At 57.0% G+C, this 24243-nt stretch carries 18 protein-coding genes and 1 pseudogene; 15 read left to right on the forward strand and 4 right to left on the reverse strand.

Annotated features, from left to right (window positions below):
• Window positions 1–18: 18 nt before the first annotated feature.
• Both VGC62_RS18855 and VGC62_RS18860 read left to right on the forward strand, forming a co-directional pair.
• Window positions 19–2484 carry an EAL domain-containing protein gene (locus tag VGC62_RS18855; RefSeq protein WP_331188595.1) on the forward strand — a complete coding sequence of 822 codons (2466 nt, stop codon included), beginning with the start codon at window positions 19–21 and terminating at the stop codon, window positions 2482–2484.
• A 38-nt stretch (window positions 2485–2522) separates the two neighbouring features.
• Window positions 2523–3323 (forward strand): TenA family transcriptional regulator, encoded by an 801-nt coding sequence (locus tag VGC62_RS18860; protein ID WP_331188596.1) that lies wholly within the window; start codon window positions 2523–2525, stop codon window positions 3321–3323.
• 87 nt (window positions 3324–3410) lie between these two features.
• On the opposite strand, the gene VGC62_RS18865 is transcribed toward VGC62_RS18860, so the two are convergent.
• From VGC62_RS18865 to VGC62_RS18880, 4 genes are all read right to left on the reverse strand, one after another.
• Window positions 3411–4154: a YciK family oxidoreductase gene (locus VGC62_RS18865; protein WP_331188597.1), complete on the reverse strand. Its 744-nt coding sequence runs from the start codon at window positions 4152–4154 to the stop codon at window positions 3411–3413.
• Window positions 4155–4361: 207 nt separating this feature from the next.
• Window positions 4362–5033, reverse strand: a complete 672-nt coding sequence (mupP, locus tag VGC62_RS18870) for an N-acetylmuramic acid 6-phosphate phosphatase MupP (protein WP_331188598.1) — start codon at window positions 5031–5033, stop codon at window positions 4362–4364.
• A gap of 3 nt (window positions 5034–5036) precedes the next feature.
• Entirely contained in the window at window positions 5037–5735 is a 699-nt protein-coding gene (gene ubiG / locus VGC62_RS18875; RefSeq protein WP_331188599.1) for a bifunctional 2-polyprenyl-6-hydroxyphenol methylase/3-demethylubiquinol 3-O-methyltransferase UbiG, read from the reverse strand.
• A 63-nt stretch (window positions 5736–5798) separates the two neighbouring features.
• The gene (locus tag VGC62_RS18880) at window positions 5799–7136 is read right to left on the reverse strand and encodes a TRZ/ATZ family hydrolase (protein WP_331188600.1); all 1338 of its coding nucleotides are present in this window, start codon (window positions 7134–7136) and stop codon (window positions 5799–5801) included.
• A 158-nt stretch (window positions 7137–7294) separates the two neighbouring features.
• Between VGC62_RS18880 and mtnA the strand changes: the two genes are divergently transcribed.
• From mtnA to VGC62_RS18945, 13 genes and pseudogenes are all read left to right on the forward strand, one after another.
• Window positions 7295–8371 (forward strand): S-methyl-5-thioribose-1-phosphate isomerase, encoded by a 1077-nt coding sequence (gene mtnA, locus VGC62_RS18885; RefSeq protein ID WP_331188601.1) that lies wholly within the window; start codon window positions 7295–7297, stop codon window positions 8369–8371.
• A 304-nt stretch (window positions 8372–8675) separates the two neighbouring features.
• Complete coding sequence (gene gyrA, locus VGC62_RS18890) at window positions 8676–11465, forward strand: DNA gyrase subunit A (RefSeq protein WP_331188602.1); 2790 nt, start codon at window positions 8676–8678, stop codon at window positions 11463–11465.
• A 138-nt stretch (window positions 11466–11603) separates the two neighbouring features.
• Window positions 11604–12689 carry a 3-phosphoserine/phosphohydroxythreonine transaminase gene (gene serC / locus VGC62_RS18895; protein ID WP_331188603.1) on the forward strand — a complete coding sequence of 362 codons (1086 nt, stop codon included), beginning with the start codon at window positions 11604–11606 and terminating at the stop codon, window positions 12687–12689.
• The gene (gene pheA / locus VGC62_RS18900; protein ID WP_331188604.1) at window positions 12689–13783 is read left to right on the forward strand and encodes a prephenate dehydratase; all 1095 of its coding nucleotides are present in this window, start codon (window positions 12689–12691) and stop codon (window positions 13781–13783) included. Before serC ends, pheA begins: the two co-directional genes overlap by 1 nt.
• Before the next feature lie 15 nt (window positions 13784–13798).
• A complete protein-coding gene (gene hisC / locus VGC62_RS18905; protein ID WP_331188605.1) occupies window positions 13799–14911 on the forward strand; it encodes a histidinol-phosphate transaminase in 1113 nt (370 codons plus the stop codon).
• 28 nt (window positions 14912–14939) lie between these two features.
• On the forward strand, window positions 14940–17147 hold the full coding sequence (locus VGC62_RS18910; protein WP_331188624.1) for a bifunctional prephenate dehydrogenase/3-phosphoshikimate 1-carboxyvinyltransferase: 2208 nt from the start codon (window positions 14940–14942) through the stop codon (window positions 17145–17147).
• Entirely contained in the window at window positions 17144–17833 is a 690-nt protein-coding gene (gene cmk / locus VGC62_RS18915; protein WP_331188606.1) for a (d)CMP kinase, read from the forward strand. Before VGC62_RS18910 ends, cmk begins: the two co-directional genes overlap by 4 nt.
• Before the next feature lie 121 nt (window positions 17834–17954).
• On the forward strand, window positions 17955–19646 hold the full coding sequence (gene rpsA, locus VGC62_RS18920; RefSeq protein ID WP_331188607.1) for a 30S ribosomal protein S1: 1692 nt from the start codon (window positions 17955–17957) through the stop codon (window positions 19644–19646).
• 285 nt (window positions 19647–19931) lie between these two features.
• Window positions 19932–20231, forward strand: a complete 300-nt coding sequence (gene ihfB, locus VGC62_RS18925; RefSeq protein WP_268797327.1) for an integration host factor subunit beta — start codon at window positions 19932–19934, stop codon at window positions 20229–20231.
• Window positions 20232–20250: 19 nt separating this feature from the next.
• On the forward strand, window positions 20251–20490 hold the full coding sequence (locus VGC62_RS18930) for a LapA family protein (RefSeq protein ID WP_331188608.1): 240 nt from the start codon (window positions 20251–20253) through the stop codon (window positions 20488–20490).
• Window positions 20491–20681: 191 nt separating this feature from the next.
• A pseudogene (locus VGC62_RS18935) lies at window positions 20682–22121 on the forward strand (MBL fold metallo-hydrolase); the annotation flags it as partial.
• Window positions 22122–22215: 94 nt separating this feature from the next.
• Window positions 22216–23181 carry an SDR family oxidoreductase gene (locus tag VGC62_RS18940; protein WP_331188610.1) on the forward strand — a complete coding sequence of 322 codons (966 nt, stop codon included), beginning with the start codon at window positions 22216–22218 and terminating at the stop codon, window positions 23179–23181.
• On the forward strand, window positions 23178–24194 hold the full coding sequence (locus VGC62_RS18945; protein ID WP_331188611.1) for a glycosyltransferase family 4 protein: 1017 nt from the start codon (window positions 23178–23180) through the stop codon (window positions 24192–24194). Before VGC62_RS18940 ends, VGC62_RS18945 begins: the two co-directional genes overlap by 4 nt.
• The last annotated feature ends 49 nt before the right edge of the window (window positions 24195–24243 follow it).

Consider the following 24243-nt stretch of genomic DNA (forward strand, 5'->3'; position numbering starts at 1 on the left):
GCTGATGAAAGGGACCCCATGAAGCAAAATCGGATTCTCGAGAAGCCTCGTCTTCTCGGTATCGTGTGGCCATTTATCGCCGTGGTACTGCTGCAAGCATTACTGGGTGGCGTGAGCCTTTACATGATGTCTGCTGTGCGCAGTTATGTGGGCGGGGAGAGCCTTTGGTCCAAGGGCCAAAAGGATGCGATTTATTACCTCAACCTCTATGCGAACAGTCGTGACGAGATCAATTACCTGAAATACCAGCAAGCCATCGCCATCCCTCAGGGTGGACATGCTCTGCGGGTGGCACTGGATCTGCCCGTCCCCGACATCGCAGGGGCCAATGCAGGCATTTTGCAGGGCGGTAACCACCCTGACGATGCCGCGAGCATCATCTGGCTCTACCTCAACTTCCGTCATTTCAGCTATCTGGAAAAGGCCATCGACCTGTGGAAGGTTGGTGACAGTTACCTGTTGCAACTGGATGACGTCGCTCGCGCGATTCATCAGCGTGTCGTGGATGGCAGCGTAACCAACAGCGATGTGCTGAGCTGGCGCTCTCAGATCAGTGCGATCAACGAAGGCGTCACGCCTGCGGCCATGGCATTTAGCGACGCGCTTGGGGAGGGCTCGCGAGTCATCCTGCGCATCCTGTTGGCGACCAACCTGGCGACCGCCCTGTGCCTGATTATTCTGGCGTTGTTGCGCACCCATAAATTGCTCGAACAGCGGCATGCATTCGCCAGTGCCTTGCAGAGGGAGAAGGAGCGGGCGCAGATCACCCTCGAATCCATTGGCGACGGCGTTATCACCACGGATGTTGAGGGTTCGATTACCTACATGAATCCAGCCGCTGAGCAGTTGACCCACTGGAAGAGTGAAAAGGCCGCTGGCCTGCCGTTGGCAGCGCTGTTCAACCTGCTCGACGAAAACGATCAAAAAGACAGTTCGACCCTGATCGAACGCATCCTTTGCGGCAAGCTGATCGGCGGGAGCGAGCATTCGAAACTGATTCAACGGTTGGATGGCAGTACCGTTTCGGTGGCCCTGACCGGCTCGCCCATTCAGACCGAAGGGCAGGTCAGCGGTGCGGTGCTGGTGCTGCATGACAGGACTCAGGAGCGTCAGTACATCGCCAATCTATCCTGGCAAGCGACTCACGATGCGCTGACGGGGCTGGCTAACCGGCGTGAGTTCGAATATCGCCTGGAACAAGCGCTTGCCAGCCTGTCGCACCATCCCGGCAATCACGTACTGATGCTTCTCGATCTGGACCAATTCAAACTGGTCAATGACACCAACGGTCATGCGGCAGGGGACGAACTGCTGCGCCACATCTGCGCGCTGCTGCAGCAAGGCATACGCGACGGCGATACGCTGGCTCGGCTTGGCGGTGATGAGTTCGGCATTTTGCTGGAGCATTGTTCGGCTGAGGTGGCGGAAAAAATCGCCGAAGGCCTGCGCCAAACGGTTGAAAGCCTACATTTTGTGTGGAAGGGGCGTCCGTTCGTGACCACTGTCAGTCTTGGGCTGGTGCATATCTCCAATGCTCCGGCCAATCTGGAAGCTTCGTTGCGCGCAGCGGACATGGCATGTTACATGGCCAAGGAAAAAGGCCGGAACCGGGTTCAGGTTTACCATGACGACGACTCGGAGTTGTCTACCCGCTTTGATGAAATGGCCTGGGTTCAGCGCTTGCACATGGCCTTGGAAGACAACCGTTTCTGTCTGTATTCCCAGGAGATTGCAGCGTTGGGGCGGGTGTCGGACAACAGCAGTGGGCATGTGGAGATTCTTCTGCGCTTGCGCGACGAATCCGGTCGGATGATCTTGCCCGACAATTTCATTCCCGCCGCTGAGCGCTACGGAATAATGACCACGCTGGACCGCTGGGTGGTGCAGAACGTATTCAAGATCATTGCCGATTGCCTGGGTGACAAACATCGACAAGGGCCGCTGGCGGTCTGCGCGATCAATCTGTCTGGAACCAGCATCGGCGATGACGCTTTTCTCGAATATTTGCGACAGCAGTTCCAGATTTACGCAATACCCCCCGAACTTATCTGTTTCGAGATCACCGAAACCAGTGCGATCGCTAATTTGGGTAGCGCTATTCGGTTCATTAACGAGCTCAAAAGTCTGGGCTGCAGATTTTCTCTGGATGACTTCTGTGCAGGCATGTCGTCATTCGCTTACTTGAAACATTTGCCTGTGGATTTCTTGAAGATTGATGGCAGTTTTGTAAAGGACATGCTCGACGACCCGATCAATCGGGCAATGGTGGAAGTGATAAATCATATCGGTCACGTCATGGGTAAACGAACGATCGCTGAGTTCGTCGAAAGCCCTCAGATAGAGCAGGCGTTATTGGAAATCGGTGTGGACTACGCTCAGGGGTATGTTATCGAGCGACCGCAATTATTCACCTGTGAATGTCTGCACGCACGGCCCGCGAGGCAGACACCCATGTTATTCAGCGCCCCCGGGACCTTTCGCTGAATGATACCGACGCAACACACTTCATAAGGAGCGACACAGTGATCGATATGTTCATTAGAACCGGTCCGCTGATGGATGCCAGTAGTTACCCCGCTTGGGCGCAGCAATTGATTGAAGATTGCAGCGACGCCAAGTCAAAGGTGGTAGGGCACGAGCTTTATCAACGTATGCGAGATGGAACACTGAGCTCCAAAACCATGCGCCAATATTTGATTGGTGGGTGGCCGGTGGTGGAACAGTTCGCGGTCTATATGGCCCACAACTTGACCAAGACCCGTTTTGCCCGGCATCCGGGGGAAGACATGGCGCGTCGCTGGCTGATGCGCAATATTCGGGTCGAACTCAATCATGCCGATTACTGGGTAAATTGGAGCGCCGCCCATGGGGTCAATCTCCAAGACCTGCAGGCACAACGGGTCCCGTCGCAACTTCACGCCTTGAGTCATTGGTGCTGGCACAGTTGCTCATCGGATTCGTTGGTGGTGGCGATGGCCGCGACCAACTACGCCATTGAGGGCGCGACGGGGGAGTGGTCGGCGGTGGTTTGTTCGCAAGAGACCTACGCTGACATGTTCGCGCCTGATTTGCGAAAGCGTGCGATGAAATGGCTGAAAATACATGCGCAGTACGACGACTCTCATCCTTGGGAAGCGCTGGAAATCATTTGCACATTGGCTGGCAACAACCCGAGCGTGCAATTGCAGTCGGACCTGCGGGTGGCAATCTGCAAAAGCTATGAGTACATGTACCTGTTTCTGGAGTGCTGTATGGCCCAGGAGCGACCGCAACAGGACGGCATTGCGTCATTGCGCGATAGTCGCTTCGCGCTCGTCGAGTAGCTGTTTAACTCGCCACTCCAGGCGATTGCCCTGTATCGTTTAGCCGAGTCCAGCACCGTATCGGCCAGGCGCGTATTTACAGGGCATTTACTTCTGCGCGTCAAACGCCTGCCCATTGATGCCAGTGCTGTCAGGCCCCATCAGGTACAGATAAACCGGCATGATTTCTTCGGGTGTCGGGTTGTTCAGTGGGTTTTCTGCGGGATACGCCTGAGCGCGCATGTTGGTGCGTGTTGCGCCTGGATTGATGCTGTTGGCGCGAACAGGTACGACACCATCGAGTTCGTCGGCCAAGGTTTGCATCAAGCCTTCGGTGGCGAACTTGGACACGCCGTAGGCACCCCAATACGCCCGTCCCTTGCGCCCAACGCTGCTGGAAGTGAACACCACCGACGCATCGCTGGAGAGTTTGAGCAGTGGCAGCAGGGTTGAGGTCAGCATGAACATTGCGTTGACGTTGATGTGCATCACCCGCATGAAGTGCTCGCCAGACAATTGTTCGATTGGCGTGCGCGGGCCGATGATCGAGGCGTTATGCAGCAGGCCATCGAGATGGCCGAATTCGCGCTCGATCATGGCGGCCAGTTCATCGTATTGATGGGGCAGGGCGGTTTCCAGATTGAATGGAATGACCACGGCCTGAGGGTGGCCGGCCTCTTCGATTTCGTCGTAGACCTGACTCAGGTTAGCTTCGGTCTTGCCCAGCAACAGCACTGTTGCGCCATGCGCTGCATAGGTCTTTGCCGCCGCAGCACCAATGCCACGGCCTGCACCTGTGACCAGAATGACTCGGTCCTTGAGCAGATCGGGGCGGGCGGAGTAGTTGAACATGGGAATACCTCATCAGTTCTGTCAATGCTGACTGCTGTGGAATCCGTCCCGCCACCTAGGCGTCGCGCTGTCGCGCAGTGGAGCGAGGCTTGGTCTGGGACGTATCCTGACGAAGGCAGTGACCCTGGTTCAGAGCAGGCTTAATGTACTGACCTCATTCGCGAACACGCTTCGCTCCCACGGCCTTCGGCCAGGATCAGGGTAGCCTCAACACCCACACAACGCATTATCCAAAACCTTGCGTAACTCCAGTGGGTGGTCCACCACTACGTCGGCGCCCCAATGATCGGGGTTGTCGTGAGGGTGAATGTAGCCGTAGCGCACCGCTGCGGTTTTGGTGCCAGCGTCCCGACCGGATTCGATATCGCGCAGGTCGTCGCCGACGAACAACACGCTGGCCGGGTCCAGATCGAGCATTTTGCAGGCCAGGATCAATGGCTCTGGATCGGGCTTGCTTTTGCTCACATGGTCCGGGCAGATCAACACCGCTGAACGCTGCGACAACCCCAACTGCTCCATGATCGGTTGCGCGAAACGTACCGGCTTGTTGGTCACCACGCCCCAGATCAATCTGGCGCTCTCGATGTCGGCCAGAAGCTCTGCCATGCCGTCGAACAGCTTGCTGTGAACCGCGCAGTCTTTTTGATAGCGCTCCAGAAACTCCAGGCGCAACGCTTCGAATTCCGGGGCTGCAGGAGAGAGCGCAAAGGCAGCCGCGACCATGGCCCGAGCGCCCCCGGAAATCTCGTCACGAATCAGCTTATCGGCAACCGGCGGGAAACCGCGCTCGGCGAGCATCGCCTGACAGATCGCGATGAAGTCCGGCGCAGTATCGAGCAGGGTGCCGTCCATGTCGAAAAGTACTGCACGCAGGCGCATGAATCAGGCCTCCCGCAGCGTCTGGATCATGTAGTTGACGTCAACGTCAGAGGCCAGCTTGTAGTGCTTGGTCAGCGGGTTGTACGTCAGGCCGATGATGTCCTTGACGTTAAGCCCGGCGCTGCGGCTCCAGGCACCCAACTCGGACGGGCGAATGAATTTCTTGAAGTCATGCGTACCGCGCGGCAGCAGATTCATGATGTATTCGGCGCCAATGATGGCGAACAGGTACGCCTTCGGATTGCGGTTGATGGTGGAGAAAAATACCTGGCCACCTGGCTTGACCATCCGGTAGCAGGCGCGGATCACCGACGAGGGGTCAGGTACGTGCTCCAGCATCTCCAGGCACGTCACCACGTCGAACTGCTCTGGCATTTCTTCGGCCAGGTCTTCAGCGGTGATTTGCCGATACTCCACGCTCACCCCCGATTCCAGCTGATGCAGTTGCGCCACGGCCAGGGGCGCTTCGCCCATGTCGATGCCCATCACTGTCGCGCCGCGCACAGCCATCGCTTCACTCAGAATCCCGCCGCCACAACCCACGTCCAGCACCTTTTTGCCGGCCAGATTGACCCGCTCGTCAATCCAGTTGACGCGCAGCGGGTTGATGTCATGCAGCGGTTTGAACTCGCTGTTGCGATCCCACCAACGATGGGCCAAGGCTTCGAATTTAGCGATTTCCGCGTGGTCGACGTTACTCATGAGTGATCCCTCTAAAATCTTGAAAGGCGGTTGTCCTGTTCCGGCGTGCTGGCCGAAACGGTACTAATTGAGTTCAGGCTGGCCGGCAATGCGTCGGCCCCAGGCCTTGGCGGTTTCGATCAATGCTTGTTCGTCCATGCGGGTCAGGCGTTTGTCGTCAAGCAGTTGCTTGCCTGCGACCCACACATGGCTCACGCAATCGCGGCCAGTGGCGTATATAAGTTGCGAAACCGGATCGTAAATCGGCTGTTGAGCCAACCCAGACAGATCGAAGGCAACGATGTCGGCAGCCTTGCCGATCTCCAGCGAGCCGGTTGTCTCTTCGATCCCCATCGCCCGCGCGCCGTTCAATGTCGCCATGCGCAGGGCGCGATGAGCGTCCAGCGCGGTCGCAGAACCGGCGACAGCCTTGGCCAGCAACGCAGCCGTTCGGGTTTCGCCCAGTAAGTCCAGATCATTGTTGCTGGCCGCGCCGTCGGTGCCGATAGCCACGTTGACCCCGGCTTGCCATAACCGCTCGACCGGGCAGAAGCCGCTGGCCAGTTTCAGGTTCGATTCCGGGCAATGGATGACACTGGAGTTGCTTTCTACCAGCAGTGCCAGGTCGTCATCGCTGATCTGCGTCATATGTACCGCCTGAAAGCGCGGCCCCAGCAGCCCCAGACGATTCAGACGGGCCAATGGCCGCTCCTGAGTTTGTTCGACCGCCTGATGCACTTCGAACGCGGTTTCATGTAGGTGCATGTGAATCATCGCGTCCAGCTCGTCGGCGACCACGCGAATCTTCACCAGGTTCTCGTCGCTGACGGTGTACGGTGCGTGGGGGCCAATGGCGACCTTGATCCGAGGATGGTGGGCGAGGTCATTGAACAGCTCGACACCGATATGCAGCGCTTCGTCGGCATTGCGCGCACCGGGTATCGGGAAGTCCAGCACCGGCACGGTGATCTGCGCGCGAATGCCGCTGTTGTGTACGCGCTCGCATGCGACCTTTGGGAAGAAGTACATGTCAGAGAAACAGGTGATGCCGCCCTTGAGTTGTTCGGCGATTGCCAGGTCGGTGCCATCGCTGACAAATGCCTCATCGACCCACTTTACTTCAGCAGGCCAGATGTGGTTCTCAAGCCAGGTCATTAGCGGCAGATCGTCCGCCAGCCCGCGAAACAGGGTCATGGCAGCATGCCCGTGAGCGTTGATCAGGCCGGGGCTGAGCAGCATGCCGGGCAACTCGCGGATCTCCCTGGCGTTTTGCTTCAACGCTTCGGATCTGGGCCCAATCCAGGCAATCACGCCATCACGGATGCCCAATGCATGTTCCTGAAGGACAACGCCAGCGGGTTCGACAGGGACCAGCCACGTGGGCAGGAGCAAGAGGTCGAGCGGGGCAGCGCAATCCAGCATGACGGGGCATCCAATGGCTTAATACGATGACGGCGAAGTATACCCGAGCGTCTTCGCGGTCGGCTCGCTATAATCGGCGGCTTTTTTAGCTGCTGGCTATTTGCTTTCTGGTAGCGGCGTTTGACGTTCTGTTTTCAAATCATCAGGTGGGGTGTGCAATGCGCGATCGGCTATTGGCTGCGGAAAAGGTGAAAGCCATCGATTGGCGGGACGGCACGTTGTATCTGCTGGATCAGCGGATTCTACCCTTCGAAGAAACTTGGCTGGCTTACACAACGGCTGCAGGTGTGGCCGAGGCGATTCGTTCGATGGTTGTGCGTGGTGCCCCGGCCATCGGTATCAGCGCAGCGTATGGCATTGCACTTGCGGTGGTTGACCGTTTTGCCGCTGGCGGCGACTGGCGTGCGGCCCTGGAGCAGGATTTCACGGTGTTGGCCAACTCGCGCCCCACAGCCGTCAACCTGTTCTGGGCGCTGAATCGCATGCGCGAACGCCTTCAACGTTTGAAGGATCATGAAGATCCGCGTGCGGCCATGGAAGCCGAGGCTGTCGCCATCCACCTCAGCGACCGCGAAGCCAATCTGACCATGGCCCAATTGGGTGCCGAGTTGATCCGCAAGCATCAGGGCAACCTGCAAACCGTGCTCACTCACTGCAACACCGGGGCGCTGGCGACCGGCGGTTTTGGCACTGCGTTGGGTGTGATCCGCGCAGCCTATATAGAGGGCATGATCGAGCGCGTTTATGCGGACGAAACCCGGCCTTGGTTACAAGGCTCGCGATTGACTGCCTGGGAATTGGTCAATGAAGGTATTCCGGTCACGCTGAACGCGGACTCCGCCGCCGCGCACCTGATGAAAACCAAAGGCATTACCTGGGTCATCGTCGGCGCCGATCGCATCACCGCCAACGGCGACGTGGCGAACAAGATTGGCACCTATCAGCTAGCTGTGGCAGCCATGCACCATGGCGTGCGCTTCATGGTGGTTGCACCGAGCTCCACCATCGATATGGCCCTGGCCAGCGGCGAAGACATCCCCATCGAAGAACGTGACGGTCGCGAATTGTTGGAGGTCGGCGGTCATCGCGTGGGCGCCGAGGTCGATGCGTACAACCCGGTCTTCGACGTCACGCCTGCCGACTTGATCGATGCCATCGTCACCGAGAAGGGGATCGTCGAACGTCCAGACACCGCAAAAATGACCCAGTTGATGTGCAGAAAACGCTTGCATTGACCACTTCGTCGCCCGGCTTGCCGTTCGTCATGCAGGTGCTATTGGGCCCTGTAAGCGTCTCTCAGGCGTCTGATGGCGAAATGGCCCATATTCAGCGCTTTCAAAGGCTTCGTGCCTGACGGCGATTGTGGTAACATCCGGCGGTTTCCAAGAGGGCTCGATGCAGCTCTCTTTACTGCGCAAATCCATGGCATAACTCGCTGATTTGTCGTAAGTCGCTGTCAGGCAAAAGTCGGCCGCGACGAGCTTCGTTCGTCTCGCATGAGATGTGACGAAGTTTCACCAGAAAAAGGAATCAGGCTTCATGGGCGAACTGGCCAAAGAAATCCTCCCGGTCAATATCGAAGACGAGCTGAAGCAGTCCTACCTCGACTACGCGATGAGCGTCATCGTCGGACGCGCTCTGCCGGATGCACGTGATGGCTTGAAGCCCGTGCATCGGCGTGTACTGTTCGCTATGAGCGAACTGAGTAACGACTGGAACAAGCCGTACAAGAAATCCGCTCGTGTGGTTGGTGACGTGATCGGTAAGTATCACCCGCACGGCGACACGGCTGTCTACGACACCATCGTACGGATGGCGCAACCTTTCTCGCTGCGCTACCTGCTGGTAGACGGCCAGGGCAACTTCGGTTCCGTCGACGGCGACAACGCCGCCGCCATGCGATACACCGAAGTGCGCATGACCAAGCTGGCCCACGAACTGCTGGCCGACCTGCACAAGGAAACCGTGGACTGGGTGCCGAACTACGACGGCACCGAGATGATCCCGGCGGTGATGCCGACGCGCATCCCCAACCTGCTGGTCAACGGCTCCAGCGGTATCGCCGTTGGTATGGCGACCAACATCCCGCCACACAACCTCGGTGAAGTCATCGACGGTTGCCTGGCGCTCATCGACAACGGCGACCTGACCGTCGATGAGTTGATGCAATACATTCCCGGCCCCGACTTCCCGACAGCCGCCATCATCAATGGTCGTGCCGGCATCGTTGAGGCCTATCGCACGGGCCGTGGCCGCATTTACATGCGCGCTCGGTCCATCGTCGAAGACATCGACAAGGTCGGTGGCCGTCAGCAGATCGTCATCACCGAGCTGCCGTATCAGTTGAACAAGGCTCGTTTGATCGAGAAGATCGCCGAGCTGGTCAAAGAGAAAAAACTCGAAGGCATCACCGAACTGCGCGACGAGTCCGACAAGGACGGTATGCGCGTCGTGATCGAGTTGCGTCGTGGCGAAGTGCCTGAGGTCATCCTCAACAACCTCTATGCCCAGACTCAACTGCAAAGCGTTTTCGGTATCAACATCGTTGCCCTGATCGACGGTCGCCCGCGGATACTCAATCTCAAGGACCTGCTCGAAGCGTTCATTCGTCACCGTCGCGAAGTCGTTACCCGCCGCACCGTGTTCGAACTGCGCAAGGCGCGCGAGCGTGGGCACATCCTTGAAGGTCAAGCGGTAGCCCTGTCGAACATCGACCCGGTCATCGCGCTGATCAAGGCGTCGCCGACCCCGGCAGAGGCGAAGGAAGGCCTGATCAGCACGCCATGGGAATCGAGTGCGGTCATGGAGATGGTCGAGCGCGCTGGCGCCGAATCGTCCCGTCCGGACAACCTCGATCCACAATTCGGCCTGCGCGATGGCAAATACTTCCTGTCGCCAGAACAGGCGCAAGCGATTCTTGAATTGCGTCTGCATCGTCTGACCGGCCTGGAACACGAAAAACTGCTGACCGAGTATCAGGAAATCCTGATTCAGATCGGCGAATTGCTGCGCATCCTCAACAGTGCCACGCGCCTGATGGAAGTCATCCGCGAAGAGCTGGAACTGATTCGTGCGGAATACGGCGATGTCCGTCGTACCGAAATTCTCGATATGCGCCTGGACCTGACCCTTGGCGACCTGATCACCGAAGAAGAGCGTGTGGTCACGATCTCCCACAGTGGTTATGCCAAGACTCAACCATTGGCGGTGTACCAGGCGCAACGTCGCGGCGGTAAGGGCAAATCGGCTACTGGCATCAAGGATGAGGACTACATCGCTCACCTGCTGGTCGCCAACAGCCACACCACGCTGTTGATGTTCTCTAGCAAGGGCAAGGTTTACTGGCTCAAGACCTACGAGATTCCGGAAGCGTCCCGCGCTGCCCGTGGTCGTCCGTTGGTCAACCTGTTGCCGCTGAGCGAAGGCGAGTACATCACCACCATGCTGCCGGTGGACCTTGACGCCATGCGCAAGCAGGCTGACGAGGAAGACGTCGACGCCATCGAAAACGAAGTCGACGACGAAAACAGCAACGAGACCGAAGAAGAGCACAAGGCGCGCATCAGGGCTGAAGACAAGAAGAAGGCGCCGTTCATCTTCATGTCCACGGCCAACGGTACCGTCAAGAAAACTCCGCTGGTGGCCTTCAGCCGTCAGCGCAGCGTCGGCCTCATCGCGCTGGAGCTGGACGAAGGCGACATCCTGATCTCCGCTGCCATCACCGATGGCGAGCAAGAAATCATGCTGTTCTCCGATGGCGGCAAGGTGACTCGCTTCAAAGAGTCCAACGTTCGCGCCATGGGTCGTACTGCTCGCGGCGTACGCGGCATGCGTCTGCAGGAAGGTCAAAAACTGATCTCCATGTTGATCCCGGAAGAAGGCAGTCAGATCCTTACGGCGTCCGAGCGCGGTTTTGGCAAGCGCACGGCAATCTCTGAGTTCCCTGAGTACAAGCGTGGCGGTCAGGGCGTAATCGCTATGGTCAGCAACGAGCGTAACGGCCGCCTGGTCGGTGCGGTGCAAGTGCAGGACGGCGAGGAAATCATGCTGATTTCCGACCAGGGCACCCTGGTTCGTACCCGCGTCGACGAAGTGTCGAGCCTGGGCCGAAACACTCAGGGCGTCACGCTGATCAAGCTGGCGAAAGACGAGAAGCTCGTCGGTCTGGAGCGCGTTCAGGAGCCTTCGGAAGTAGAAGGCGAAGAGTTTGAGGGCGAAGAGGTCGATGGCGAGGTGCTTGACGGTGAAACGTTGATCGTTCCGGACGCCGATGAATCCAGCGATCTGCAAGCCGACGCGGGTTCTGACGAAGAAGAGTCACAAGACTGATGTCGTAAGCGGGGGCCAGCCCAGGCCCCTCTGTATGAGCTGCCGAAGGCTGCAATGAAGATTACCATCGCAGCCTTCGGCAGCTCATACAGGGATACACCCGTTTCGAATTCAACGAGCTATATGACGAGAGTGGATATGAGCAAGCGAGCCTTTAACTTCTGCGCCGGCCCTGCCGCGCTTCCTGAAGCTGTTCTGTTGCGTGCCCAGGCGGAACTTCTCGACTGGCATGGCAAAGGCCTGTCCGTCATGGAGATGAGCCATCGCAGCGATGAGTTCGTCTCCATCGCCACCAAGGCCGAGCAGGATTTGCGCGATCTGCTGTCCATCCCCTCGAACTATAAAGTGCTGTTCCTGCAGGGCGGCGGGAGCCAACAGTTCGCTCAGGTACCCCTGAACCTTCTGCCCGAAGACGGTACTGCTGACTACATCGACACCGGCATCTGGTCGCAGAAAGCCATCGAAGAAGCTTCGCGCTTTGGTCACGTCAATGTGGCCGCCAGCGCAAAACCTTACGACTATTTCGCTATTCCCGGACAGAACGAGTGGAAACTGTCGAAAGACGCGGCCTACGTTCATTACGTGCCGAACGAAACCATTGGCGGCCTGGAGTTCACCTGGATCCCTGAAACCGGCGATGTTCCATTGGTTGCCGACATGTCTTCGGACATTCTGTCGCGTCCTGTGGACGTCTCGCGCTTTGGCATGATCTTCGCTGGTGCGCAGAAAAACATCGGCCCGAGTGGTGTCGTGGTCGTCATCATTCGCGAAGACCTGTTGGGCCGCGCACGCTCGATCTGTCCAACCATGCTCGACTACAAGGTCGCGGCAGACAACGGCTCCATGTACAACACGCCGCCGACGTTGGCCTGGTACTTGTCCGGCCTGGTGTTCGAATGGCTGAAAGAGCAGGGCGGTGTCGAAGCGCTGGCCAAGCGCAATGAAATCAAGCAGCGCACACTGTACGACTTCATCGACGCCAGCGGCCTGTACAGCAACCCGATCAACAAAACCGACCGTTCGTGGATGAACGTGCCGTTCCGTCTGGCTGACGATCGCCTGGACAAGCCGTTCCTGGCGGGCGCCGGGCAACGCGGCCTGCTTAACCTCAAGGGTCACCGCTCGGTCGGCGGCATGCGTGCCTCCATCTACAATGCCATCGACATCAACGCGGTCAATGCGCTGGTGGCCTACATGGCAGAGTTCGAGAAGGAACACGGTTAATGTCTGAACAAGAGCTCAAGGCACTGCGCCTGCGCATCGACAGCCTCGACGAGAAAGTCCTCGAACTGATCAGCGAGCGTGCGCGCTGCGCACAGGAAGTGGCGCGAGTGAAGATGTCGACCCTGGCCGAAGGTGAAGTGCCGGTGTTCTATCGTCCAGAACGTGAAGCTCAGGTGCTCAAGCGTGTGATGGAGCGCAATCGAGGCCCGTTGAGTAACGAAGACATGGCGCGTTTGTTCCGCGAAATCATGTCCTCGTGCCTGGCCCTTGAGCAACCATTGAAAGTGGCCTACCTAGGCCCTGAGGGCACGTTCACTCAAGCCGCAGCGATGAAGCATTTCGGTCACGCGGTCATCAGCCTGCCCATGGCGGCAATTGACGAAGTCTTCCGTGAAGTGGCCGCTGGCGCGGTCAACTTTGGTGTCGTTCCGGTGGAAAACTCCACTGAAGGTGCGGTCAACCACACCCTCGACAGCTTCCTTGAGCACGACATGGTCATCTGTGGCGAAGTCGAATTGCGCATTCACCACCATTTGCTGGTAGGCGAAAACACCAAGACCGACAGCATCAGCCGTATTTACTCCCATGCTCAGTCGCTGGCCCAGTGCCGTAAGTGGCTGGACGCGCATTATCCAAATGTCGAACGCGTTGCGGTTTCCAGCAACGCCGAAGCAGCCAAGCGCGTCAAGGGTGAATGGAATTCCGCTGCCATTGCCGGCGACATGGCGGCTGGCCTGTATGGCCTGACACGCATTGCCGAGAAAATCGAAGACCGCCCGGATAACTCCACGCGCTTTTTGATTATCGGCAGCCAAGAGGTTCCGCCGACCGGCGACGACAAAACCTCGATCATCGTTTCGATGAGCAACAAGCCTGGCGCACTGCATGAATTGCTGGTGCCTTTCCATGAGAACGGAATCGACCTGACCCGTATCGAAACACGACCTTCGCGCAGCGGTAAATGGACCTACGTGTTCTTTATCGACTTCGTCGGTCATCACCGTGATCCATTGATCAGGGCGGTGCTGGAGCGCATTAGTCAGGAAGCGGTGGCGCTCAAGGTGCTGGGTTCCTACCCGAAAGCGGTTCTCTGACGAGGTAAGTGATTCATGAGTGGCGACTTCCTCGCGCTGGCTCAGCCTGGCGTGCAAAAACTATCGCCTTACGTTCCCGGTAAACCGGTGGATGAACTGGCGCGTGAACTGAATATCGATCCGGCGCTAATCATTAAGCTGGCCAGCAATGAAAATCCGCTGGGTGCAAGCCCTAAAGCCCTGGCGGCGATTCGCGATGAACTGGCCGAGCTGACCCGCTATCCCGATGGCAATGGTTTTGACTTGAAGAAGCGTCTGGCCGAACGCTGTGGCGTTCAGGCCAATCAGGTCACATTGGGCAATGGTTCCAACGACATCCTGGAGATCGTCGCGCGTGCTTATCTGGCGCCGGGCCTGAACGCGGTGTTCAGCCAACATGCTTTCGCGATCTATCCGATCGTCACGCAAGCTGTCGGTGCCGATGCGCGTGTAGCGCCAGCCAAGGACTGGGGGCATGACCTGCCCGCCATGCTGGCCGCTATCGACAGCAATACCCGGGTGGTTTTCATTGCCAACCCGAACAATCCGACAGGTACCTGGTTTGGTCCGCAAGCGCTGGCGGATTTCCTCGCCGATGTGCCAGAAAACGTATTGGTGGTGCTGGACGAGGCTTACATTGAATACGCCCAAGGCGCAGATTTGCCGGACGGCCTGAATTTTCTGGCCGACAACCCGAATTTGCTGGTATCGCGCACGTTCTCCAAAGCCTATGGCCTGGCGTCGCTGCGCGTTGGTTACGGGTTGTCCTCGCCGGTGGTGGCGGATGTGCTGAATCGTGTGCGTCAGCCATTCAACGTCAACAGTTTCGCCTTGGCCGCGGCGACAGCCGCACTGGACGATGTTGACTACGTGGCTGAAAGCCGCCGCCTGAACGAAGCCGGCATGCAGCAGTTGCAACGCGGCCTGCGTGAAATGGGTCTGACGTGGGTGCCGTCGAAAGCCAATTTTCTCGCTGTCGACCTGGGGCGCGAAGCCGCATCTGTCTATGACGGGCTGTTGCGCGAAGGTGTCATTGTTCGTCCAGTCGGTGGTTACGGCATGCCCAATCACTTGCGCGTGAGCATCGGTCTGCCTGCTGAAAACAGCCGTTTCCTTGAAGCATTGAGCAAGGTTCTGGCGCGTGGTTGATGTCATCCCGGTGCAATCCTTGGAGCCTATGATCGGTCGCCTGGTGGTGGTCGGACTGGGTTTGATCGGTGGTTCGTTTGCCAAGGGGCTGCGTGAAAGCGGGCTATGCCGAGAGGTGGTGGGTGTTGATCTTGATCCGCAGTCGCGCAAGTTGGCTGTCGAGTTGGGCGTGGTTGATCGCTGCGAAGACAACCTGGCCGCTGCCTGTGTGGGCGCCGATGTGATTCAGCTCGCGGTCCCAATTCTGGCCATGGAAAAACTGCTGGGTATGCTGGCAACGCTCGATCTGGGCAATGCGGTACTGACCGATGTGGGCAGTGCCAAAGGCAATGTGGTGCGTGCCGCACGTGAGGCGTTCGGTGCGATGCCGACACGTTTTGTGCCGGGCCATCCGATTGCTGGGTCCGAGCAGAGCGGTGTGGAGGCGTCCAATGCTCAGCTGTTTCGCCGTCACAAAGTGATTCTCACGCCGCTCGAAGGCACCGACCCGGCAGCGCTGGCCTTGGTTGACCACCTCTGGTCGGCGCTGGGGGCGGATGTCGAGCACATGCAGGTCGAGCGCCATGATGAAGTGTTGGCCGCGACCAGCCATTTGCCGCACCTACTGGCATTTGGTCTGGTGGACTCGCTGGCCAAGCGTAACGAAAACCTGGAAATCTTCCGCTATGCAGCAGGCGGATTCCGCGATTTCACCCGTATTGCCGGCAGTGATCCGGTGATGTGGCATGACATCTTTCTCGCCAATCGCGAGGCGGTCCTGCGCACGCTGGATACCTTTCGCAGTGATCTCGATGCGCTGCGTGATGCGGTTGACGCGGGCGATGGTCATCAATTGTTGGGCGTGTTCACCCGTGCGCGGATGGCTCGCGAACACTTCGGCAAAATCCTTGCTCGCCGCGCTTACGTCGAGCAGGCGAACGCTGACGATCTGGTGTTTCTGGCCGCTCCCGGCGGGAGTGTGAGCGGGCGTATTCGCGTGCCGGGCGACAAGTCCATTTCCCACCGCTCGATCATGCTTGGCTCGCTGGCTGAGGGCACGACGGAAGTCGAAGGCTTTCTCGAAGGTGAAGATGCGCTGGCCACGCTTCAAGCGTTTCGTGACATGGGCGTGGTTATAGAAGGCCCGCATCATGGCCGTGTGACCATTTATGGTGTCGGACTGCATGGGTTGAAAGCGGCGCCGGGGCCTATTTATCTTGGCAACTCCGGCACCTCGATGCGCTTGTTGTCCGGCCTGCTGGCTGCCCAAAGTTTCGACAGCTTACTGACAGGTGATGCCTCGTTGTCCAAGCGGCCGATGAGTCGGGTCGTGGATCCGCTACGGGCAATGGGCGCGGTGATCGAGACGGCTGCGCACGGTCGTCCACCGATCACGATTCATGGCGGCAAGCGGTTAAAGGGATTGACCTACACACTGCCGATGGCCAGCGCGCAAGTGAAGTCCTGCCTGCTATTGGCCGGGCTGTATGCCAATGGTAAAACGACTGTAACGGAGCCTGCGCCGACGCGCGATCATACTGAGCGCATGTTGCGCGGTTTCGGTTATCCGGTTGCGGTGAGTGGGGCTACGGTTTCACTGGAGTCAGGCAGTAAGCTGGTCGCCACGCGCATCGAAGTGCCGGCGGATATTTCGTCGGCGGCATTCTTTCTGGTCGCGGCATCGATTACCGAAGGTTCCGAGCTGCTGCTGGAGCATGTTGGCATCAACCCGACTCGCATCGGTGTTATCGAGATTCTGCGTTTGATGGGGGCTGATGTAACCCTGGAACGTCAGCGCGAAGTTGGTGGCGAGCCGGTGGCTGATTTGCGCGTGCGCCACGCCGCACTGAAGGGTATCGAGATCCCTGACGCGCTGGTACCACTGGCGATAGATGAATTTCCCGCGCTGTTCGTCGCGGCAGCCTGCGCACAAGGGCGTACCGTATTGCGTGGAGCCCAGGAGCTTCGGGTCAAGGAATCCGACCGTATTCAAGCCATGGCCGACGGATTGTCGGCGTTGGGCGTGAAGGTCGAACCTACTGCGGACGGCATCATTATCGACGGCGGTTCGATAGGTGGCGGTGAAGTCCACGCGCATGGAGATCATCGCATCGCCATGGCATTTAGCATCGCATCGTTGCGAGCAACGGCACCCATTCGTATCCATGACTGTGCCAATGTCGCAACTTCTTTCCCCAATTTCCTGGCGCTGTGCGCACAGGTGGGTATTCGTGTAGCGCAAGAGGGGCAATCGTGAAAGTTCAAGCTCCGGTCATTACGATCGACGGACCAAGCGGTTCTGGGAAGGGCACAGTGGCTGGTCTGCTGGCCAAGCGTTTGGGGTGGTGTCTGCTCGACTCTGGCGCGCTCTATCGACTGCTGGCGTTCGCCGCGCGTAATCATGGCGTCGACTTGACCAATGAAGAAGCGCTGAAATTACTTGCAGCGCATCTGGACGTTCAGTTCGAAGCCGCCACCGATGATCACGGCCAGCGCATTATTCTCGAGGGTGAGGACGTCACCCTGGCGATCCGCAACGAGCAAGTGGGCAGCGGCGCCTCGCAGGTGGCTTCATTGCCGGCTGTGCGCGAATCATTGCTGCAGCGTCAGCGTGCGTTTCAGGAGTTCCCGGGCCTGATCGCCGACGGCCGTGACATGGGCACGGTGGTGTTTCCGGCTGCGCCGCTCAAGGTGTTCCTGACCGCCAGCGCCGAAGAGCGAGCCCGGCGCCGATACTTGCAGTTGAAGGCCAAAGGCGATGATGTTAGTCTGTCGAGTCTGCTAGATGAGATATGTGCACGCGATGAGCGTGACACCCAGCGAGCGGTAGCACCGCTCAAACCAGCGCACGACGCTATACAGCTGGATTCCACCGAATTATCTATCGAGCAGGTGTTGGAACGCATCCTGAGTGAAGTCGCGCTGCGCGACCTTATCGGATGACCAGAAAGCCATGCGGGAGACCAGTCAGAGTCCCGCAGGCTTTCTTTCATATGAACGAAACCCACGTTGTCTGGAATGTGGCAGATGGGCGTATTCTTCGCCCTTATCAACAGGAATTAAAATGAGCGAAAGCTTTGCTGAACTTTTCGAAGAAAGCCTAAAGACCCTTAACCTTCAGGCCGGTTCGATCATCACCGCTATCATCGTTGATATCGATTACCAGGCTGGTTGGGTAACGGTCCATGCCGGTCTGAAATCTGAAGGCCTCATCCCGCTGGAGCAGTTCCATAACGACGCTGGCGAGCTGACCATCAAGATCGGCGACGAAGTTCATGTTGCTCTTGACGCGGTCGAAGACGGCTTTGGCGAGACCAAGCTGTCCCGCGAAAAAGCCAAGCGTGCTGAGTGCTGGATCGTTCTGGAAGCGGCTTTCGCAGCTGAAGAAGTGGTCAAGGGCGTTATCAACGGTAAGGTTAAAGGCGGCTTCACTGTCGACGTTAACGGCATCCGTGCGTTCCTGCCTGGTTCTCTGGTTGACGTGCGCCCTGTGCGTGACACGACTCACCTGGAAGGCAAAGAGCTCGAATTCAAGGTCATCAAACTCGACCAGAAACGCAACAACGTTGTCGTTTCCCGTCGTAGCGTCCTGGAAGCCGAAAACAGCGCTGAGCGCGAAGCTCTGCTGGAATCGTTGCAGGAAGGTCAGCAAGTCAAAGGTATCGTTAAAAACCTCACCGATTACGGCGCATTCGTCGATCTGGGTGGCGTCGATGGCCTGCTGCACATCACCGACATGGCTTGGAAGCGTATCAAGCATCCATCGGAAATCGTCAATGTTGGCGATGAGATCGATGTGAAGGTTCTGAAGTACGATCGCGAACGCAATCGTGTTTCCCTGGGCCTGAAGCAACTGGGCGAAGATCCATGGGTTGCTATCAAGGCGCGTTACCCAGAAGGCACTCGCGTAACAGCGCGTGTTACCAACCTGACCGACTACGGCTGCTTCGCAGAGCTGGAAGAAGGCGTGGAAGGCCTGGTACACGTTTCCGAAATGGACTGGACCAACAAGAACATCCACCCTTCTAAAGTCGTGCAAGTCGGCGACGAAGTGGAAGTCATGGTTCTGGACATCGACGAAGAGCGTCGTCGTATCTCCCTCGGCATCAAACAGTGCAAATCCAACCCATGGGAAGATTTCTCTGGCCAGTTCAACAAGGGCGATAAAATCTCCGGCACCATCAAGTCGATCACCGATTTCGGTATCTTCATTGGTCTGGACGGCGGCATCGACGGCCTGGTTCACCTGTCCGATATCTCCTGGAACGAAGTGGGCGAAGAAGCCGTACGTCGCTTCAAGAAGGGCGACGAGCTCGACACTGTAATCCTGTCGGTTGATCCAGAGCGTGAGCGTATCTCGCTGGGTATCAAACAACTGGAAAGCGATCCGTTCTCCGAGTACGTCACTGTCAATGACAAAGGCGCTATCGTTCGCGGTATCGTTAAAGAAGTTGACGCTAAAGGCGCCATCATCACTTTGGCCGATGACATCGAAGCGACCCTCAAAGCCTCTGAAATCAGCCGTGACCGCGTAGAAGATGCGCGTAACGTCCTGAAAGAAGGCGAAGAGATCGAAGCCAAGATCATCAGTGTTGACCGCAAAAGCCGCGTGATCAGCTTGTCCATCAAGTCGAAAGACGTTGAAGACGAGAAAGAAGCGATTCAGAGCCTGCGCAGCAAGCCTGAAACCGTTGAAAATACTGGTCCTACCACGCTTGGTGACCTGTTGCGCGCACAAATGGAAAAGCAGAACTAAGTTCAGCTTAACCATGGAAAAAGGGCGACTTTGGTCGCCCTTTTTTGCACCCGCGATTTGTGTTGCTTTGCTTCTGCCTGGTATCGGCAGCAAGCCATATGCACATTGTTATTCCTGACACCACATCGCCGAACCCCTACGACCAAATCCCACCTAACCACCCTAATGGCGCTGTGCCTGGTCACAGGAAGCATTTAACTCGAAACATGGGCTGTTCAAAATGATTCGGTCATGCTAAAACCTTCGGAGCGCTTTTCCTAGCTGCTTGAAAAAGAAGGGAAAAATATGACGAAGTCGGAGTTGATCGAACGAATTGTCACCCATCAAGGGCTTCTCTCATCCAAGGATGTTGAGCTAGCCATCAAGACCATGCTCGAGCAAATGTCCCAATGCCTGGCCACTGGCGACCGCATTGAAATACGGGGCTTTGGCAGCTTCTCGCTGCATTACCGTGCTCCCCGCGTCGGTCGCAATCCTAAAACTGGACAATCCGTCAGCCTCGACGGCAAATTCGTGCCTCACTTCAAGCCCGGAAAAGAACTGCGTGATCGGGTGAACGAAGAGGAGGAGGAAGGTCTCCAATAGCGGGTTAGAGGAGCGTTAAATGCGAAACCTGAAACGCCTGATATTCTTCGTAGTCGTCCTGCTGATCGTATTGGCGACGGTAGTATTCATGCTGGAAAACCAGCAGCCTGTCGCATTGGTGTTCTTTGGCTGGTCCGCACCGCAGCTCTCAGTGGCTGTGCCGGTGATAGTGGCATTGTTGGTCGGGATGATCATCGGGCCGCTTCTGGCCTGGCTTGCTCGTCTGCGCAAGAAGCTTAAGCCTGCTCGGATAGTGTGACCTTTGGCTAGGCCGACCCCGGTGCAAGCTTGGCGTCTGTTATAGGGATCAACTCAGGTCCCCGACTCGCAGTTGTATTCCCAGATATTTCGGAAAAGTTTTGTAAAACGATGTGCGCTGATCTGCGTTCTCTACACAGTTAAGCTGCGCGGCGTTTTTGCGTAGCTCACTGAAAGGGAATCTCAATGCTTTATCCGGAAATTATCCATCACGGCGCCATCGATGGTGTCACAGGCTCCTGCCATCAGTTACAGATGGACGCCAATAGCAGCGTTTTGATCGACTGTGGGATGTTTCAAGGGGCGGAGGCTCACTTGAAGTCGTTGATTAAAACGGATGCTTCAGTGATCGACTTTCCGCTCGACACGATAAAAGCCCTCATCGTTACCCATGTTCATGCCGACCACGTCGGGCGTATTCCGCAGCTGTTGGCGGCAGGATTTAAAGGCCCAATTCTCTGTAGCGAACCTTCAGCCAAGTTATTGCCGCTGGTGCTGGAAGATGCGCTCAAGCACGACCCTGATTGCGACGAGAGCGAGCAGCAACGCTATCTGGACCTGATTGCCAAACGGACCATCGGGCTGCCGTTCGATAACTGGTTCAGCCTCGCTGACACAACGCAACTCAAGTGTCGGATTCGATTACAGCGTGCCGGGCACATTCTTGGTTCGGCTTTCGTGGAGTGCGATATCGACTACCCATTGGAAGTGCGCAATAAGCGCGTCGTATTCTCGGGTGACCTTGGTGCCTCGCATACGCCCATACTGCCTACTCCGAAATCCCCAGAACGAGCGGACGTGCTGGTGCTGGAAAGCACCTACGGCGATCGTCTGCATGAGGATCGTTTGACGCGGCAAGCACGACTGGAGGAGGTGATCGATAAAGCCCTGGCCGATCACGGCACGATCCTCATACCTGCCTTCAGCGTGGGCCGTACCCAAGAGTTGCTGTATGAGATTGAAGATATCCTTCATCACAAAGCACTGCTCGGAGCGGTAGAGCCAGTCGAGGGGGGCGATTCATCATTGCCTATCAATTGGCCACAGCTGCCGATCATCCTCGACTCACCGTTGGCCAGCCGTTTTACCCAAGTCTATCAAGCGTTCGACGATATCTGGGACGAGGACGCCAGGCAGCGGCTGGACAGTGGGCGCAACCCGTTGCGCTTCAATCAGCTCATTAACATCGACACTCATGCTAAACACCTGCAAACGGTCAACTACCTGACCAGTACCGGCCGACCGGCGATTGTCATCGCCGGTAATGGGATGTGTGCGGGTGGCCGGATCGTCAACTACCTCAAAGCCATGCTCGGCGATACTCGGCATAACGTACTGTTCGTTGGTTATCAGGCAAAAGGGACGCCGGGCGCGGCCATTCAGACTCATGGCCCCAAGGGTGGATACGTTGAGTTGGATGGTGAGCGTTACGATATCCGAGCTGGCGTCACCACCATAGGCGGCTATTCCGCACATGCCGATCAGCAAGGTTTGGTGGATTTCGTCACTGGTATGGCGCAATGGCCCACTGAGGTCAGGTTGGTGCATGGTGAGGCTCAGGCGAAGAAGGCCTTGGGGAGTGTGTTGAGCCGCAAGTATGGGTTGGCGCAGCATAGCCTCGATTTGAAGTAGCCTTTGAGGCGCCCATCTACCGCTGGAGTCACTCCTGATCGCGTGACTCCGTGCCCTATGTTACCTTTATCCGATTTTTCGGCGCACAGATGACATGCCAACAAAGTTGCTGATAACTGGCGCCTCAGGTTTTCTGGGTGGCGCGCTCGTCAACGTATTAAGTCAGGTTGCAAGTCTGGATGTAGTCGCATCCAGCCGCTCACATTCTCACCTGCCAGATGATGTTGTTTTTCATTCGGTGAGCGAGATCAACAGTCATACCGATTGGAGCGAGGCACTCAATCAAATCGAAGTGCTCGTTCATACTGCTGCTCGCGTCCACATCATGAACGATACCGTTGAGGATCCTCTCGCTTTATTTCGCGCGGTTAACACTGCGGGGACGCTGAACCTCGCTCGGCAGGCTGCGGCGGCTGGGGTCAAACGGTTCATATTTATCAGCAGCGTAAAAGTGAATGGTGAGTCAACCTCGCGAGATGGCTGCTTTTCAGCTGACGATCCGCCACAGCCAACCGACGCCTATGCAGTGTCCAAATATGAAGCAGAGCAGGGGTTGTTGGCGCTGAGCAGAGAAACCTCCATGGAGGTTGTAATTATTCGCCCTGTACTGGTTTATGGCCCCGGTGTGAAGGCGAATTTCTTACAGTTAATGCGCTTGCTACATAAAGGCATACCGTTACCTCTGGGGGCGATCCACAATCGTCGCAGCTTTGTGGGCCTTGAGAATCTGATCGATTTCATTCGTCTTTGTATCGATCACCCCGCTGCTGCAAATCAGATCTTTTTGGTAAGTGACGGACATGACGTGAGTTCGTCCGACTTGGCCCGTGCAATTGTGAGGTTGATGGGATCGAAACTTTGGCTGCCGCCCATTCCTGGGCAAGTCATTAGTCTCTTGGCGAAACTGTTAGGCCGGGAAGCGGCGGCGAGTCGGCTGTTGGGTTCGCTTCGAGTCAGTATTTCGAAAAATCGCGAACGGTTGAATTGGTCCCCGCCAGTCTCTCTGGATGATGGCCTTAAAAGGACGGTTGAGCAGTTTCTGATAATGGAAAGAAAATGAACTATGGTTGGTTGGTCGGCGGGTCGGCCGTAATGTCTCTGGGTCTGACGTATTGGTTGCGACGTTATGCGCAGCACAAAAGCCTATTGGATATCCCTAATGCGCGCAGTTCTCACTCTGTTCCCACACCAAGGGGCGGGGGTGTTGCGATTGTGGTCAGTTTCTTACTCGCCATTGTCATTATGGTTTTTACCGACGCATTTAGTTTCTCGTTATTTATGAGTCTGGCCGGAGCGGGTTCGATAATCGCCATTATCGGCTTTATGGACGATCACGGACATATTCCCGCACGCTGGAGGTTGCTCGGTCATTTTGCGGCTGCAGCATGGGGGCTATTCTGGATAGGCGGACTTGCTCCCCTGACAGTCCTGGGCGTTAGTGTCGACATTGGTTTCGTCGGTCATATGCTCGCTGCGCTCTATATTGTATGGGTACTCAACCTCTATAACTTCATGGACGGTATCGACGGCATCGCAAGTGTTGAAGCGATATGCGTCTGTGTCGGTGCGGCAGTGATCTACGCACTGAGTGGCATGTCGCAATTAATTTGGTTGCCTCTTATATTAGCCGCAGCAGTCTCCGGTTTTCTGGTTTGGAACTGTCCACCCGCAAAAATATTCATGGGTGACGCAGGCAGCGGGTTTCTTGGAGTCATTCTGGCGTTGTTTTCACTGCAAGCCGCCTGGGTCTGCTCACAACTCTTCTGGACCTGGCTTATTCTGCTCGGCGTTTTTATCGTCGATGCAACGGTGACCCTTCTTCGCCGGTTGGTGCGTGGCGAGCGGGTTTATGAAGCCCATAGAAGCCACGCTTATCAGTTCGCATCCCGTCGATATCGCAAGCACTTGCCCGTCACGTTAGCGGTGGGTGCGATAAACGTTTTATGGCTGTTCCCTATTGCTCTCGCTGTAGGGGCCTTCAATTTCGATGGTTTGGCGGGTACGGCCATTGCGTACATTCCTTTAGTGCTTTTGGCGCTGAAATTCAGAGCAGGGAAAGCTGAGCGTAATTGACGGCCCGAATCATGCATTATGGGATAGATTGTTGCGATATTTCGTCTGA

This window comes from Pseudomonas sp. (assembly GCF_036404235.1).
In the GTDB taxonomy this organism is placed as follows: domain Bacteria; phylum Pseudomonadota; class Gammaproteobacteria; order Pseudomonadales; family Pseudomonadaceae; genus Aquipseudomonas.